17 protein-coding genes and 1 pseudogene are annotated in these 16,325 nt (G+C 47.4%); 12 read left to right on the forward strand and 6 right to left on the reverse strand.

What is annotated here, in order from left to right; all coding sequences use genetic code 11:
- The first annotated feature begins 60 nt into the window (after nt 1-60).
- Nucleotides 61-747: a response regulator transcription factor gene (locus IEX81_RS05095; protein ID WP_188801986.1), complete on the forward strand. Its 687-nt coding sequence runs from the start codon at nt 61-63 to the stop codon at nt 745-747.
- Nucleotides 748-749: 2 nt separating this feature from the next.
- Complete coding sequence (locus IEX81_RS05100; RefSeq protein ID WP_188801987.1) at nt 750-1,787, forward strand: sensor histidine kinase; 1,038 nt, start codon at nt 750-752, stop codon at nt 1,785-1,787.
- On the opposite strand, the gene IEX81_RS05105 is transcribed toward IEX81_RS05100, so the two are convergent.
- A complete protein-coding gene (locus tag IEX81_RS05105) occupies nt 1,784-1,939 on the reverse strand; it encodes an SDR family NAD(P)-dependent oxidoreductase (RefSeq protein ID WP_188802101.1) in 156 nt (51 codons plus the stop codon). The two genes, IEX81_RS05100 and IEX81_RS05105, sit on opposite strands and share 4 nt — an antisense overlap.
- Nucleotides 1,940-2,132: 193 nt before the next feature.
- Here IEX81_RS05105 and IEX81_RS16820 point away from each other — a divergent pair.
- The 3 genes and pseudogenes from IEX81_RS16820 to IEX81_RS05110 all read left to right on the forward strand — a co-directional run.
- Nucleotides 2,133-2,249, forward strand: a pseudogene (locus tag IEX81_RS16820) (DMT family transporter); the annotation flags it as partial.
- Nucleotides 2,250-2,274: 25 nt separating this feature from the next.
- On the forward strand, nt 2,275-2,409 hold the full coding sequence (locus IEX81_RS16675; RefSeq protein WP_268239301.1) for a hypothetical protein: 135 nt from the start codon (nt 2,275-2,277) through the stop codon (nt 2,407-2,409).
- A gap of 91 nt (nt 2,410-2,500) precedes the next feature.
- A complete protein-coding gene (locus IEX81_RS05110; RefSeq protein WP_188801988.1) occupies nt 2,501-3,061 on the forward strand; it encodes a DUF1003 domain-containing protein in 561 nt (186 codons plus the stop codon).
- 194 nt (nt 3,062-3,255) lie between these two features.
- Here IEX81_RS05110 and IEX81_RS05115 read toward each other — a convergent pair whose 3' ends face one another.
- Nucleotides 3,256-4,125 carry a LysR family transcriptional regulator gene (locus tag IEX81_RS05115; protein ID WP_188801989.1) on the reverse strand — a complete coding sequence of 290 codons (870 nt, stop codon included), beginning with the start codon at nt 4,123-4,125 and terminating at the stop codon, nt 3,256-3,258.
- 106 nt (nt 4,126-4,231) lie between these two features.
- Between IEX81_RS05115 and IEX81_RS05120 the strand changes: the two genes are divergently transcribed.
- Nucleotides 4,232-5,218: a YeiH family protein gene (locus IEX81_RS05120; protein ID WP_188801990.1), complete on the forward strand. Its 987-nt coding sequence runs from the start codon at nt 4,232-4,234 to the stop codon at nt 5,216-5,218.
- Between the two features lie 268 nt (nt 5,219-5,486).
- The gene (locus IEX81_RS05125) at nt 5,487-6,038 is read left to right on the forward strand and encodes a hypothetical protein (protein ID WP_188801991.1); all 552 of its coding nucleotides are present in this window, start codon (nt 5,487-5,489) and stop codon (nt 6,036-6,038) included.
- Between the two features lie 278 nt (nt 6,039-6,316).
- On the opposite strand, the gene IEX81_RS05130 is transcribed toward IEX81_RS05125, so the two are convergent.
- The gene (locus IEX81_RS05130) at nt 6,317-7,441 is read right to left on the reverse strand and encodes a zinc-dependent alcohol dehydrogenase family protein (protein ID WP_188801992.1); all 1,125 of its coding nucleotides are present in this window, start codon (nt 7,439-7,441) and stop codon (nt 6,317-6,319) included.
- A gap of 200 nt (nt 7,442-7,641) precedes the next feature.
- Complete coding sequence (locus IEX81_RS05135) at nt 7,642-7,920, reverse strand: GNAT family N-acetyltransferase (RefSeq protein ID WP_188801993.1); 279 nt, start codon at nt 7,918-7,920, stop codon at nt 7,642-7,644.
- A 383-nt stretch (nt 7,921-8,303) separates the two neighbouring features.
- Here IEX81_RS05135 and IEX81_RS05140 point away from each other — a divergent pair, with 383 nt between their 5' ends.
- The 4 genes from IEX81_RS05140 to IEX81_RS05155 all read left to right on the forward strand — a co-directional run bounded on the left by IEX81_RS05140 (nt 8,304) and on the right by IEX81_RS05155 (nt 14,143).
- Nucleotides 8,304-11,156, forward strand: coding sequence for a cation-translocating P-type ATPase (locus IEX81_RS05140; protein ID WP_188801994.1), 2,853 nt, complete (start codon nt 8,304-8,306; stop codon nt 11,154-11,156).
- 186 nt (nt 11,157-11,342) lie between these two features.
- On the forward strand, nt 11,343-11,525 hold the full coding sequence (locus IEX81_RS05145) for a hypothetical protein (RefSeq protein ID WP_188801995.1): 183 nt from the start codon (nt 11,343-11,345) through the stop codon (nt 11,523-11,525).
- A gap of 508 nt (nt 11,526-12,033) precedes the next feature.
- The gene (locus IEX81_RS05150) at nt 12,034-13,584 is read left to right on the forward strand and encodes an amidase family protein (protein WP_188801996.1); all 1,551 of its coding nucleotides are present in this window, start codon (nt 12,034-12,036) and stop codon (nt 13,582-13,584) included.
- Nucleotides 13,585-13,690: 106 nt separating this feature from the next.
- A complete protein-coding gene (locus IEX81_RS05155) occupies nt 13,691-14,143 on the forward strand; it encodes a ferritin family protein (RefSeq protein WP_229727478.1) in 453 nt (150 codons plus the stop codon).
- 65 nt (nt 14,144-14,208) lie between these two features.
- Here the strand turns inward: IEX81_RS05155 and rarD are convergent, their stop codons facing one another.
- The gene (rarD, locus tag IEX81_RS05160) at nt 14,209-15,183 is read right to left on the reverse strand and encodes an EamA family transporter RarD (protein WP_188801997.1); all 975 of its coding nucleotides are present in this window, start codon (nt 15,181-15,183) and stop codon (nt 14,209-14,211) included.
- On the opposite strand from rarD, the gene IEX81_RS05165 reads away from it, so the two are divergent.
- Nucleotides 15,177-15,368 carry a hypothetical protein gene (locus IEX81_RS05165; protein ID WP_188801998.1) on the forward strand — a complete coding sequence of 64 codons (192 nt, stop codon included), beginning with the start codon at nt 15,177-15,179 and terminating at the stop codon, nt 15,366-15,368. The two genes, rarD and IEX81_RS05165, sit on opposite strands and share 7 nt — an antisense overlap.
- A gap of 8 nt (nt 15,369-15,376) precedes the next feature.
- Here IEX81_RS05165 and IEX81_RS05170 read toward each other — a convergent pair whose 3' ends face one another.
- Nucleotides 15,377-16,240: a YitT family protein gene (locus IEX81_RS05170; protein WP_188801999.1), complete on the reverse strand. Its 864-nt coding sequence runs from the start codon at nt 16,238-16,240 to the stop codon at nt 15,377-15,379.
- Nucleotides 16,241-16,325 lie beyond the last annotated feature (85 nt).

Here is a 16,325-nt window from a genome sequence, read left to right on the forward strand (position 1 = left end):
CTTGAATCAAAGAATCATCACGAGTATGTTATTATGTTATAAAAAAGAGGTGAAAGCGAGATGGATGAAACGATTCTCATCGTCGATGACGAGCCGACCATTTTAGATATTTCCAAGCGTTATCTTGAAAGAGAAAACTTTAAAGTGCTCACCGCCTCAGACGGTAAAGAAGCTCTGGAAATCTGCCAGCACAATCAAATGAGCTTAATTGTGACCGATATCATGATGCCTGAAGTCGATGGATACGATTTTATCCTGCAAATGCTTGACTTAGATAAAGAGATTCCGTTCCTGTTCATCAGTGCTAAGACACAGGAACAAGATCGGTTATACTCATTAACGCTCGGTGCCGACGATTATATCACCAAGCCTTTCAGTCCGCGCGAACTCGTCCTGAGAGTGAAAAACATTTTACGGCGCGTTAACAAAAATAAGAGAACGACGATCGAAAGGAGTGTTCTAAAAATCGACTATGAGAAGCGGGTAGCTACGCTTTATGATATCCCGCTTGATTTAAAAATCAAGGAATTTGATTTGCTATGGGTGCTTGCTCTCGATAAGGAAAGAGTCTATTCAAAATCGGAGCTCTTTGAAAAAGTCTGGGGCTCGGATTACTTTGAAGACGCCAATACGATGAACGTTCATATTCATCATCTGCGAGAAAAGCTTGAACGTGCATCGGGCGGCAGGCCGCATCCTATTATTAAAACCATTTGGGGTCTTGGTTATAAGTTGGAGGGAGACTGAATTTGAAATTACGCCATTTAATCCTCTTATCTTATGGATCAGCCTTGTTATTCGTCATGATCATCGTTTTTTTCAGCGTAAAATATATGATCTTTCAGACTGATATCGCTTATATCGTCACAGTGATTATGGTGACGGCCTGCACATTTGGCTTTATATTAAGTTACTTACTGTTTCTGCCGACTTTTCGCTCAATCAGAAAACTAAGCAGCCACAGCCATAAGCTGGCTGAAGGCCGGTTTGAAAAAATAACAGACATCCGGTCGCCAAAGGAATTAGCTGAGCTCTCGGAAGACTTTAATTATATGACCGGACAATTGGAAGAATCCTTCAATCAGATAAAAAAATCTGAAGATGAAAAAAGGACGATGATTTCTCAATTATCCCATGATATTAAGACACCGGTGACATCCATTCGTTCTCAAATCGAAGCGATTTTGGATCAAATGGTCAGTGAAGAAGAAAGGCCTCTTTATTTAGAATCCATTCAAAATCAGGCCATGCGTTTAAGCGAGCTGACTGATAAATTATTCGAGCTCACTATTACGCAGGAGAATAAAAAACAGAAACCGACAATAAAAAAGGTCTGGATTGATAAACTATTAGTCGCCGCATTGAATAGTTTTCAGGTTCAATTGAAGGCGGAAAATCGGGGTATCACCATCGATCTGGATGAGAAAATGTCTTTTATCTACTCTGACGAAGAAGGAGTTAATCGAATCCTGCACAATCTGATTGCGAATGCCCTGAAGTACTCTCCTCCGGGGACACCGATAGAGATTAAGGGAACCGCAAAAGATGATGCGATTCAGATGTCCATCCGGGACTCAGGAATGGGTATTCCAGAAGAAGAGCAGAAGCACATCTTTGAACGTCTTTATCGAGTGGAGAAATCGCGCAATCAAAAATTTGGCGGCAATGGCCTGGGACTTTATATTTCACAGGAAATTGCCAAAACACTTGGCGGAAACATAACGGTTCAAAGCAGGTTGGGAGAAGGCAGTACCTTTACGGTTCATTTGCCTAGAGCGTTAAGTTAGATTATTAGGCAATCTCTTTTAAGGACGGCCTTGGTTAATCGGATGAATGATTTTATATTGATTTCAAAAGTCGTATGAAGCTGTTCTTCGGAGATATCAAGAAGCGAGGCACATGGGAACTGGACGCCAGCATTGTTGATCAGAATATCGATGTGGCGGAAAAGTCAGCGGAATTTCCTTGCACTCCATTTTTGTACCATAATAAGGATAAATCAGACTCATCGCAGTTCCCAATCCCTTCCGTATTTTACAGACCGTTACAGTATACGAGACCAGGCAGGGATGAGTGCCCATCTTTTCGGATCTGTAAAGTTGAACAGGAGAGACTTGATCCGTCTGGTTTCTTCGGGACTGTTTCTTGCACTCCATTTTTTATTTTGGATGGAATCCCTGAAATTAACGTCGGTCGCTAGTTCTACAGTCATTTTAACGCTGCAGCCTGTATTTACGATGATCGGCTCTCTTTCTGCTGGGCGAATCGATTGACTTGTGGCAGATGATCGGCGGCTTCATCACCCTGGCCGGTGTCGCCGCGTACTTCATCAATCCGCAGAGGAAGCCGGGATTTAAAAAAAAAAACGCCTTTTATCAGGAAAACATTGATGAAGTAGGATTCAGCTAATCGGTTTATAGAACCATCCTTTAGATTTTCAGTTACGTTAAAATAGTTTGTACTTATTCTTGATCTTAAGAAACCTTCGGGAGGTAGAATGATGATTTGGAAGTCCAAAGATAATGACAAAGCGAAAATAGACGATCAGGAAAAGACGATTGAAGGGTTTGACATCGATCTGAATAATGAAAATTTGAAGCGGATTGACCGGCTTGTCGACCGTTATGAATCGGAAATTGTCAGGCAGCTGAATTCGGAATATGTGAAAAAGACGAAGCGCAGTGACCGCATTGCCGACTTTATTGCCCGGTTCGGCGGCAGTTGGAGCTTTATTATTATGTTTGCCGCCTTTTTAACCGTGTGGATTATCTGGAACACAATTGTCCTGACCAGTAGCCTGCAGTTTGATAAACCGCCTTTCATTCTGCTCAATCTTTGCCTTTCGTTCATCGCTGCCTTTCAGGCGCCGTTCATTATGATGAGCCAGAACCGGTCCGCGGCCCGGGACAAACACGAGTCGATTATAGATTTTGCGATTAACTATAAGGCCGGGCAGGAAGTCGACGACATACAAGGGCACCTGCATCGTTTGGAAAGGGAAATCGCAGCGATTAAAAAGCTCCTCAATGAAAAAGAGAACATGGAAAAAAAGGACGAGTAAAAAAATTTTTTTCAAAATGAAATGCCATAAAGCGCAAGCCGTGGTACGCAGATGAACACATACAGAAGAACGGACTGGCGGCTGCACATTTTTAAACAAACCAGTAGAAAATCGGCGGAATTACTTCGCGAACCGCATAAACCCGGCAATTTAAACAGGTCATTAATTTAAACAGGTCATTGAAGTCGAATGTTTCACGAAAAGCACTGTTCGATGAACTGTTTCATCGGTTCGGTCAAGTATTTATCTTTGTGATAAATGAGTTTGAATTGACGATGGAAATGCAGGCCGGCTATTTTTTTGACAAGTAACAGACCGGCTGCTGCCTCATTTTCTACGGAGCGTTTCGAAATTACGGAAACGCCGAGCCCTTCAGCGACGGCCATTTTAATCGTATCGGCGTTATTGCACGTCCAGCTCGCTTTCCAAGGTATTTTTCCAGCAGCCATCACCGCTTCAAATGTTTTTCGGGTTCCGCTTCCTTTCTCCCGGATTATAAAAGCTTCCTTTTCAAGCTCCTGAGGATCGACTTCGGAGAGAGGAGCAAAGCGGTGGCGGCTGCCGCAGATCAGTACGAGTTCGTCTTCCATAAAAGGTCGCTGAATAAGATCCGCGGATGTTGTCTCTCCCTCGACAAGCGCTAGGTCAATTTCATCCATCAACAGGAATCTTTCAATTTGCGCTGTATTTTCTTCAATAACTTCCACATTGATTTCAGGGTTTGATTTTCTGAAGCTGCAGACAAATTTAGGAAGCACGTGCGCACCGACCGTAACGCTCGCGCCGATACGGATAAACCCTTGGTTATTCAACATCCGCAATGCTTTCTCAGCATCACCGCTCATTCGGATGATGTGGCGCCCATAGCCGAGCAGTTTTTCTCCGGCACGGGTCAGGTAGAGCTTCTTTGACAGCCTTTCAAAAAGCCGGACTCCGTAATGTTTTTCAAGTTCTGAAATGGCCTGGCTGACCGCGGGTTGGGACATAAAAAGAATTTCGGCCGCCGCGGTCATGTTCAGCGTATCGCAGACTGTAACGAATATCCGAAGATGCCTGAATGTCATGTTCATTTCCTCCAACTATAACTGTTTGATTATGATTATAATTAAATAATAATATTTTGATTATCGATAGGCAAGTTATATAATGAACGACATGAGGGGGGATAACGTGAAAAAAATCACAAATATAATGCCGGGTATTGCTGTCTCAGGCTTGGCAGCAGTCCCGGCCTGGCTGCTTGGAACTTTTTTTCCCATTGTCGGCAGTCCGGTCCTGGGCATCCTTTTAGGGATGGTACTGTCCTTTTGTAAGAGGCCGGCCCTGCTGAATAACGGAATCAAATGGACTTCGAAGAAAATGCTGCAATATTCGATTATACTGATGGGCTTCGGACTGAATCTGTTCAATATCGTCAAAGTCGGCGGCCAGACAGTGGAACTCATGGTTTTTACATTGACGGCAGCGTTTCTGACCGCATTTATTGCTGGAAGACTTTTGAAAATTGAAGGTAAAACGCTGACACTGATCGGAGTGGGGACCGCAATTTGCGGAGGGTCGGCGATCGCCGCGGCTGCGCCGGTCATTCAAGCCGATGAAAAAGAAGTGGCGCACTCTATTTCCACCATTTTCCTTTTTAATGTTCTTGCCGCGTTTCTGTTTCCTTTTTTCGGGCATGTCCTAGGAATGAGCGATCACAATTTCGGACTGTGGACGGGCAGCGCTGTCAACGATACCTCGTCGGTTGTGGCTGCGGGTTATACGTACAGTAACGCCGCCGGAAATCTGGCGGTTATCGTCAAGCTGACTCGGACATTGATGATCGTGCCCGTGACGCTGGCACTGTCCTTTTATTTTTCCAGGAAGACGGTTCAAAAAAGCGAAAACGGGTATCACTTTTCGAAAGTCTTTCCTTGGTTTGTCGTTGGCTTTGTCGCGACCTCAGTATTAAGCACATTTTTGCCGATACCGGTCGACATCGTTAATTTTCTTGTGCAGCTTGGGAAGTTTATGATTGTTATGGCTATGGTCTCAATCGGACTGAATACAAATGTAGTAAAACTTGTAAAAAACGGCGGGAAACCGATTTTTCTCGGATTGATCTGCTGGGGCGTTTTATCGGTCACTTCGCTTGCCGTACAATATCTGATTTTGTGAAAAAGGGTATATAACGTCTGGTGACCGGCCAGCGGGATCATTAAAGATCGAATGTTGTGTACGTTCACAAATGCGTTTATGCGCGGGTATTCATTGCCCATGATTAAGAAAACCAATCTTTTTTTCAAGAAGTATGGTTGGTAATGAATGACCTAACTTCAGAACTTGTTAAGACAATTTAATATTCTTCAAACTCATTCAGGTAGGATTTGAGAGATCCGATGTCTAATTAGTATTAGTAAACACCATCTGAACGGAGCGTGATCACATGGCGCCGGAAAACGGAGAGATCGGTTACTTTACGCAGAGTGTCTCTGAAAAGCTGGATGTGACCCGGAGTAAGCTCAGACGATTGACGACGGCATTGGAAAAGCATGGCTACGAGATGACACGGAACGACAGGGAACAGCGCATCTATTTTGATAAGGATATTGAGGCCATTCACCGATTATTGAGAAAAATGAGGGCTGGCAGGAAAATCGAGGATGCGGCAGAAGAGGTATGCGGAGAATTAAGCATCGGCGCGACTAGGGAACCGACCGACGTGGGCAGTGTAAACCAGCGTTCGACAAGTACTCAGGTGAGCCCGGATGTCAGACTGCATCTCACAGCCGACCAGCTTCGCCTGATGGTGGAACAGGTGGCCGTGACGACAGCGGAGAAAACGGCCAACAAAGTCATTGAGAAATATGACCGAAGTATGCAGCGCAGAATTGAGCTGAGAGATAAGGAACTGGTCAGCCGTCTGAGAGAAGTCGGGGATGGGGCAAGAGGAAGAAATAAAAAAGGATTGGTATCCCGGCTGTTTGGCTGGCGTTAAGGTCCAGAATTATCATGGAAATGAATTTGAAAAAGCCGACAAAAGGAGTCGTTTTTTTTGCTAGAGTCCGGATGTGAACGCATTTAGACTAACTCTGGTAGACGTCTGATTTAGACCGGTAGAACTCCCAACTTGGCCGATAAGGATTGAACTGAAAAAACGCCGGTTCCGAAAACCACGGAATCGGCGTTCTGTTTTAACGAATTTCTCATTCTAAATTTACAGTTCTTTAGAAAATCCTTGATTAAATCGCTTTCACATAAAGTGACAACCGCCTGTCACGGGATAACGACAATACGGTTGACCTCACCGGATGCGAGCTGGTCAAAGCCTTCGTTGATGTCCTCAAGCGGGATGATCTTGCTGAGCAGCTGATCGACGGGCAGCCGGTCCTGTTTGAACAGATTAATGTAGCGCGGGATGTCGCGATCCGGCACACAGCTGCCCATATAGGAGCCCTTGATTGTCCGTTCTTCGGCGGCCAGTGTGACTTGCGGGAATGAGAAGGCTGCTTCCGGGCGGGGAAGACCGGAGGTGATCGTTTCGCCGCCGGGGCGGGTGAGCTGATAGGCGATTTTCATGGCCGGGACGGCGCCAGCCGTTTCGAAGGCGTAGTCGACACCGCCGCCGGTCAGCTGTTTCACTTCCTCGGTTATGCCGGTTTTTCTGGTGTTGAATACGTGTGTGGCGCCCAGCTTTCTGGCAAATTCCAGTTTAGCGTCGTTAATGTCCAGGGCCAGGATTTCACCTGCACCGGATGCGACCAGAGCCATCAACGCGCTGAGCCCGACGCCGCCAAGTCCGATAACAGCTGCACTCGCGCCCATTTCAATGTGCGCCGTGTTCACGACTTCCCCGACACCGGTAAGAATGGCGCATCCGAAAAGCGCCGCTTTGTCGAAGGGAACGCTTGGATCGATTTTAACCAGTGAACGTCTTGATGCAACGATATGATCGGAAAATGCGGAAACGCCCAGATGGTGAAAAATCTTATCGTCTCCGTCGTGCAGACGGATTGCTCCGCTGAGCAGCGTCCCGGCGTTGTTGGCTTTTGTGCCCTCCACGCAGAGCCCGGGCCTGCCTTCACGGCAGGGCAGGCAGCGCCCGCAGCTGGGCTTGAAGACGCAGGCGACGTGATCGCCTGGCGCGAGATCATCGACACCTTCACCGACCTTTTCAACCACTCCTGCCGCTTCGTGACCGAGAACCATCGGCATCGGCCACGGCCGGCTGCCGTTAATGACCGACAAATCGGAATGACAGAGCCCGGCGGCCTTGATACGGACAAGAACTTCCCCCAGCTGAGGCTCTTCGAGTTCCAGTTCTCGGATGATCAAAGGGCGGCTTTCTCTATAAGGGCGAATCTTTCCCATTTCTGTAATAACGGCTGCTCTGATTTTCAACTTTTTCCCTCGCTTTCTTTTTTATGTTTGTTCTTCATAAGAATCTTATCCGGAAGGGGCAGAGGTGTGATCATCAATTGGATTCGTTTTGGCAACAGGTTTTTTTAAGAATTCTACAAGAAGCTGGCCTGTGTTTCGATGATAAGCAAGTACCAGGTTCACGGTAAAAGTATCCATTAATCCATGCATCAATCTATCTTTCAGCCTTTAAACTCAACCTGCTGATAGTCTTTGACTCTGGCGAACTGGGCTTTGGCATAGGAGCAGGCCGGAATGATTTTTTTGTGGTCGATGACGGCCTTATCAACAACCGCCTTAATCAGCTGCTGAGCGATTTTCTGCCCGCGATATTGCGGGTCCACAAAGGTATGATCGATGCTCAGAATCGAATCTCTGACGTCAGAGTAGGTGACTTCGCCGATCTCATTTCCTGTTGCGTCCGTTACATAAAATCTGTTTTTACCCTCTTTAATCTCCATGCTTTCATCTCCATTTCCTGATTAATCGTCGAGCGACATGATAGGAAGCAGCCTACGCAAGCGATTCATAACCCGTTTCAACGATCAGAATTTCACTCGTCAATAATCTGTAATTTTACGTGAAAGGGGCCGGCTTTATCCTGTTTCGCGCAGAAACTCACCACTTATTATTTTACATGAAAGAACAGAATTTGTAATGAAAACGCTATTATTATCTTTGCAGATCCTCTTGAATCATTCATTTTAAAATGATCCACTATTTTTGATTGGATTCCGTCTGAGTCGGTAGCTTTTTTCAGCTCGTTTATACGCATGAGAAACAGATTGTGCTAAGATGAAGCTAAGGATGAAAATGTTTTTTTTACGTAAAGGGGATGTCGGACATGCCTGACACGGTAAAAAACAATAGAGACAAGGATACGTGGATCAACATTAATCTACAAAGAATATCCGCACTCGAGCCAAGTCTTGTGTATGACTATCTTGGTACTGCGGAAAGCGGTTTGTCTGAAGATATCGCGCAGCAGCGTGCCGAAATCTGCGGCGAGAATTCAATTAAAAGCAAGCGTTCCTTTCATCCGTTGCGCCGTATTGCCATGCAGCTGGTCAACTTGCTGGCTCTTATGCTCTGGGCAGCGGGGGCTCTGGCTTTTTTCTCAGGGACCCCGGTAATTGCTGTTGCCATATGGTCGATTATTATTCTGAATGCATTTTTCTCATTAGTGCAGGAGCGAAAAGCGGACCATGCACTTCAGGCATTGGCAAGGATGATGCCCAACAATGTAAAGGTTTACAGGTGCGGTGGCATGATCGTGCTTCCCGCCGAGAAGCTGGTGCCCGGGGATGTCGTATCTTTATCCGCGGGCGACCACGTGCCCGCGGATATACGGCTCGTTGTCTCGGAAGGACTGTTCGTCGATAATTCAATGCTGACGGGAGAGTCTGTACCAGTGGATCGTGATGCGGCGGCTGATCCGCTTGACGGGCAGTCGCTGGTCAACAGCCGCAACGTTCTGTTCGCAGGAACATCGGTCACCGACGGACACGGGTCTGGGGTGGTTTATGCGACAGGGAAAAATACCCAGATCGGCAACATCACGCAGACAACCGCTCAGATCGTCCGGCAGAAAAGCACGCTTGATACCCAGATTCAAAAGATTACCAAAACACTGGCTGTTCTTGCTGTCGTTATCGGTATCATGGCCTATCTTGCGGCGACGCTCGTCTCGGGCTTGTCAGGAAACGCGGCGCTGATTTTCGCGATCGGTATCCTTGTGGCGAACATACCGGAAGGCCTGATGCCGACCGTCAGTCTGTCGCTGGCGCTCGGTGTCCAGAGAATGGCAAAGAAGAATGCGCTCGTCCGGAAGCAGTCCGCCGTGGAAACTTTGAGCACGACATCGGTCATCTGTACGGATAAAACGGGGACGCTGACACAGAATGCGATTTTTACCCGGAAGATCTGGACACCCGACGGGGTCGTGGACATCAGTGGGGAAGGCTACGGAAAGAAGGGGGCACTCATCGGAGTCACCGAAAAAAACCGACCTGCGCTTGAACGGCTTTTTACCGCTTCGACGATTTGCTCGGATACGGTGCTGCGCAGCGATAAGGATCAGAAGGATACATGGAAGATTATCGGCAGCCCAACTGAAGCCGCTATTTTGATCGCTTCGCAAAAATACGGGCTGGACTCTGAAAAGCTCAAAAAACAATTTTCACGTATGAACGTGATCCCGTTCAGTTCAAATACGAAAACGATGACTGTGTCGGCCGTCAATCAGGACAATCCGCTGTTTCCACTGCATCATGTGATTCAGTTCACAAAAGGAGATCCCTCCAAAGTTCTTGACCACTGTAAATTTCTTTACAAAAAGGGGGGAATTATCAAGGCTACGGCCGAAGAAAAAAACAAGGTTCGTGCGGTCAACGATCAGATGGCTAATGATGGGTTTCGCGTTCTGGCTGTTGCTTATTCGGATCCGTCGGAACAGGGAGAGAAGGCGGATAACAGCCTGATTCTGCTCGGTCTGACGATCATGTACGATCCGCCGAAGGACGGCGTCCGGGAGGCGATTGCCGATTGCTACAAAGCGGGTATCAAGGTCACGGTGGTAACCGGAGATTACATTCTGACAGCCGCCGCGATCGCCAGACAGATCGGCATCGTCAAAGACCGGTACGTGGCCATCACGGGGGCGGAACTTGAACATATGAGCAAGCGGGAACTGGCTGAGAAAATTGACACGGATCTGCCGGTGATCTTCGCCCGCACCACGCCGAAAGACAAACTGAAGATTGTCGAAACCTATCAGAGTCTCGGGCATGTGGTCGCCTCAACCGGTGACGGTCTGAACGACGTTCTCGCGCTGCGGAAAGCGGATATCGGGATTTCAATGGGGAAAAACGGATCGGATGCCGCCATTGAATCATCGGATGTCGTCCTTCTGGATGATCACTTCGCGACGATTGTGGAAGCGGTCAAGGAGGGCCGCGCAATCTATGACAATATAAGAAAATTTATCACTTATATACTGGCTTCCAACGTGCCGGAAGTCGTTCCCTTCATCGTCATGGCTGTTTTCCATATTCCTCTGGCGCTGACTGTGCTGATGGTGCTGGCTATTTCCATCGGCACCGACCTCGTTCCGGCTATCTCTCTCGGGGAAGAACTGCCTGACGAGGATGTACTGGACTATCCGCCAAGAAGACCGAGTGAAAACATTCTGAATAAAAGCGTTCTGCTTCGCTCTTACGCTTTTATCGGACTGGCTGAATCAGGCGTACTGTTCGTCATGTTTTTCCTGGCTTGGAGCCAGTTCGGCTATTCACCGGCCGATGTGCGGTCCTTCACATCAGTGCTCGCAAATAATACGGCGAGCGCGCATATCGGGTACGTCTACCAGTACGCAGTAACGATGGCCTTCGGAGCTGTGATTTTCTGTCAGATCGGCAATCTTCTGGAATGCCGTTCTCCGCATCTATCGTTCTTTTCCATGCTTCACAAGAGAAACAGATTAATGGCTCTGGGGATTCTGATTGAAATCACCCTTTACCTGCTGATCGCCTATGTTCCCTTTTTACAACTGTTGTTCGGTACAGCAACGCCGCAGTTCAGCCACTTATTGCTGCTCCCCCTGTGTCCGGCGGTGATCATGGTTCTTGAGGAATTCAGAAAATGGATGGTCGGGAAGAGTGCGAGAAGAAAACTGAACAGAACGGCCATCGTAAAATAAACATACTTACTGCGCCTTTGAAAACGAATAGTCATTGGCTGGGAGAACCGGCTTCCCCGCTTTTCTTGTGCGGTTTTTTGCTTTTTGCCGGCGGCTTTCTATTCATGAAACTCGGTAACTTGCCTACCGGAAGATCGGTGTCTATAATAACCTTATTCTTTGAAAAAGAACCGGCAGGTATGAGATATGCTGAAGGGGAGAAAAAACTTGCTCGTTTATGAAAACAGAGAGATGGGCCTCACGGCTTATTCGCTGGATAAAGAGCGATGGGACGATTTTACATCCCTCTTTGGCGGAAATGGAGCATGCGGCGGTTGCTGGTGCATGACCTCCATTTCCGCAGAAAATGCGACGGTCGTGATTTGTTAAGGGGCATCAAGAAAAACGACTTTATTAAGGTTTTTCTGAAAAGCTCAAGACCGGTTAAAGGCTTTTTTGCCGGAGTGTCGGGGAATGTGCTGGTTCTGTTCGACTGTGAAGACTTGTCGCATAGAGTATCGACCACAGATATTTGTCTGGATGACATCGTAGCGATCAAATCATTTGGTTTCAAAATGGACGATAATGACTGACGGAATCCAATAGGCTCAGGCCTGGAAACCAAGCCATGAATGTTCTGTAAAAACCCATTTAGTGATTCAAATTCAAAGCCGATACTGTTACGCCGCTTACCTCATGCACTTTTCAGGAACTTAAGGGACTCCCCTTAGGTTCTTTTTTTGTTGAAAACGTGGCGACTGCTACATATAAAAACAGTTTCGGATGTGAAATTCGTATTTGCATGTTTTCAGGGATAATTGTAAGATTATAGTTAATTTTATGGACTGATTGTAAAATTTATAAGGTAGAGACTTTTTGATTAATGGAGTGAAGCACGATGTCTAAAAAGAAACAATTTGCGCTCGCCGCCGCACTGACCGGTGCGACAGCAGCCGTATTGACGGCGGGCATGTTTGTCCGCAGGGAAGTTGTTAAACGGAGGCCGTTCGAGATCGAGGAAGCCACGATCAGCGACATGCAGAGAGCGCTGAAGCTCGGTCAGACAACGTCTAAGGATCTGGTTCAGATGTATCTGGACCGGATTGAACGTTTTGACCGGGATGGCCTGAAGCTGAACTCGATCCTTGAATTGAATCCGGATGCGCTGCACGATGCAGAGGCGTGCGATGTGAAACGAACAGTGACGGCAAATGTCGGTCCCCTATTCGGAATTCCCGTTCTTGTTAAAGACAATCTGAACACGGCAGGCAAAATGCACACGACTGCCGGTTCGGTAGCTCTCGCCGATCATATCGCCCAAGAGGATTCCTTTGTCGTGCGGCAGCTTCGGAAAGCGGGAGCGATTATTCTTGGTAAGGCGAATCTGACGGAGTTTGCTAATTTTATGACAGACAAAATGCCGAACGGATACAGTTCGCTCGGCGGCCAGGTTATGAATCCTTATGGCGCTTCCTTCGATGTCGGCGGTTCAAGTTCCGGTCCGGGCGCGGCCATCGCCGCAAATTTCGCAGCGGCTGCAATCGGAACGGAGACGTCCGGTTCCATCCTGAGCCCGGCTTCTTCCAATTCGCTTGTCGGAATCAAGCCGACGATCGGTGTCGTCAGCCGCAGCGGCATCATCCCGATCGCGCACAGCCAGGATACTGCGGGTCCCATGGCCAGAACAGTCCGGGACGCGGTTCTGCTGCTGAATGCAATCACAGGAGTGGATGAAGAAGACGAGGAAACCGTCTGGAGCCGGGGAGACATCCCGAAAGATTACTCGGTTTTTCTTAAGCACGGCGGCCTGAAAGGTGCGCGGATCGGTATTGACCGGCACTATATGGAATCACTGGGCGATAACAAGGTGAAAATCATTAACCGGGCGCTTGAGGTGATGAAATCGAAAGGCGCCGTTGTGATCGATCCCGTGGCTATTCCTTCTTCCGATGCGCTGGAGGGCAGGGAGTCCTGCGTGATGTATCAGGAATTCAAATGGGACCTCAACCGGTACCTTGAACAGCTGCCTGCTCGTGTTCCGGTCCATAGTCTCAAAGAAGTGATTGCCTACAACAAGGATCACGCCGATGCCGCTTTAAAATATGGACAAACCGTTCTGGAAAAGTCGGAGAGCATGAGCGGCGATCTTGGCGAACAGCAATATCTGGTCGACAGGGCGGACGACATCCGACTATCACGAAAAGAAGGCATTGATGCGGTAATGAAGAATTATCGTCTCGACGCACTGATTTTTGCGAATTCGGCGGGCTGCGATATTGCGGCAAAAGCGGGTTATCCCTCAATTACCGTCCCTGCTGGTTATACAAATGAAGGTGAACCGGTCGGGGTGACGTTTACAGGAATGGCCTTCAGTGAACCGAAACTGATCGAGCTGGCATACAGCTATGAACAGGTGACGAAAAACCGCAAGGCACCGGAATTGTCATGAACTCGCATGTGCCTCGGTGTCCATGCACGCCGCCGGCCTGACTAGGCACAATTATCTGCATATTCGAATAGACTGCTAAGGCAGAATGACTTAGGAGGCACAGAATATGATGGATTTCGGACAGGCGGAATTCAGGCAGACACCTGAACAAAGTGCGGAAGGACAGATGATTGAGCGGCTCGGCACATCAATCACCAGTGAGTATAATGCGATTCATTGCTATGAGGTTTTGATGAATGAGGCAAGAACTGAAACGGAAAAGAGACAGATTGCAGAGATTCGGAACGATGAGGTCCGCCATTACCACACTTTTTCAGCTTTGTATCATCAGCTGACCGGTCGGACGTATTCAGCGCATCAGACGGAAATGTGTCCGAATACGTATCCCGAAGGATTGCGTCATGCCATCGAAAGTGAACAAAACGCGGTGGATTTTTACCTTGAATCTGGGGATGAAGCACATAATCCGCATGTACGGTCGATTTATTACAGAATTGCGAAAGACGAGCAGCAGCATGCGGTCTGGTTTCTTTACTTTTATACACTGAACAAGTTCTGACTGTGAACCAAATTTAAGAACAATAAAGGGACATCGCTCATTGCGAACGTGTCCCTTTATTGTCGTTAATGCTGGTGTGTCTCAAAAGAACGGCGGTGGACCGGAAGCAGGCGCTTCATGAATGGCGTTCCGGATACAGAGAAGACAAGGAGTCCAAGCCAGATGAAGGAAAATGAGATCAGCTGAGTTTGCGAGAATGCCTCCCTGTAAAGCGTGATACCAAGAATCAGTGTCAGTGTCGGTGAAATATACTGAAAAAAACCGATCATGGTCAATGATATGTTCCGCGCGCCTTCAGCAAAACAGAGCAGCGGCAGGGCCGTTACAATGCCCGTCCCGATCAGAAGAACCGTGGTCAAAAATGAGCTGCTGCCAAAAGCTGCCGTCCCCTGAATCTGTACATAAATCAGATAAATGAACGCGATCGGTGTGACCATCAGTGTTTCAAAAGTCAACCCGAGTACTGTATCCAGCCTGATGAACTTTTTTGTCAGGCCATAGAATCCGAACGACAGGGCAAGTGAAATCGCGATCCACGGGACTTGTCCGAACTCGATGGTTTGAATAAGAACTCCGGCAACCGCCAGCACGAAAGCAACGACCTGCCAGAGGTTCAATTTCTCTTTTAAAAAGATGATGCCCAAGAGGATGCTGATGAGTGGATTGATATAGTATCCCATGCTCGACTCGACGATATGTCCGTTATTTACAGCCCATATGTAGACGAGCCAGTTTATGCTGATCAGCATTGAGGCGGAAACAATCAGCAGAAAGCTTGTCGGATGAGAAAGAAGAGTCCTGAAATTGCGGAAAAATTCGCCGAGCCTTCCGAGAAAAATTAAGAGTGCGATCATAAAGATAAAAGCCCAGAAAATACGGTGCGCGAGAATTTCAAATGCCGGTACCTGACTGATCAGTTTCCAGTACAGGGGGAAAAGGCCCCAAAGTAAATACGCGAGAATGGCATAAGCAGCTCCGGCTCTTTGTTTTTTTTTGGCCTTTGCAGCATTTTCGCCCCTCAAATGCGGTTCGTTTGCCAAATCGTTACATCCTTTCTTTTTTTGCCGCCGATCTTTTTCAATGTGAAAAACGCAGCGACAGCAGCATTGTAGATGATCCGGTTAAAGATGAAAAGTATGAACTTCCGAGGGGTGCAAGTCAATCGGGACCGAAAGAATTGGAGGGGAAAATGGGTACCTGTGTCCTCCGTTTTAATCTTGGATAAGCTTGATACTATTCTGTTTTTGCTTTGTCATAGGTAAAGCCCTCGCCAAAGACTTCATGAACATCATTGACGGTGACAAAAGCGTCCGGATCGATTTCCTGGATCAGATTCTTCAGACGGAAGACTTCATTCATGCTGACGACACAATAGAGCACATTCATCTCGCGGCGTGTATAACCCCCTTTTCCGTCGATCAGTGTCACGCTCCGGTCAAGCGAAGCAATAATGCTTCGGGCGATCTCGTCGCTTTTTTTGGAAAAGATCATCACGGCTTTCCCAGCATAAGCGCCTTTCTGAATGACATCGATCATTCTTGAACCGACAAAGACACCGACGAGCGTATACATCATCTGCCGGTAATCCAGGTAGACAATCGAGAGAACGATGACGGACGCATCGGTAACCAGCATGGTCTTGCTCATTGCCCAGCCGAATTTTTTGTGCGTAATGCGTGCGACAATATCCGAACCGCCTGTTGTTCCGCCGTAGCGAAAGATAATCCCGAGGCCTCCCCCTATAAAGACGCCCGCGAACAGAGCGGCGAGCAGCAGATCGCGATTCAGCAGAAAGTTGAATGTAATCACGTGCTGAAAGATAAAAAGGAAAAAGGATAGGGAAAAAGTGCCAATCAGTGTGTAAATGAATTCGTTTCTTCTGAAAAATTTCCAGCCAGCGAAAAAGAGCGGAATGTTCAATACAATATTGCTCCATGCCGGATCAATAGAAAAGAGATTATAAAAAATCAGAGCCAGTCCGGTCACGCCTCCTTCGGCCAGCTGATTTTTCAGATTGAAGTTGATGAGTCCGAAGGCGTAGATTGCAGCGCCCAGCAAAATAAAAAGGATATCCTTCGTTTTCAGATTCAGTTTCATGCGTGCACAACCCTTCAAGACAAGTTCGCAACTCTAATCATAAGCGTTCGTGCTAAAACGTTCAACACGCATCATTATTCAGACG

It is taken from the genome of Sporolactobacillus putidus (assembly GCF_014647035.1).
GTDB classification, from domain to species: domain Bacteria; phylum Bacillota; class Bacilli; order Bacillales; family Sporolactobacillaceae; genus Sporolactobacillus; species Sporolactobacillus putidus.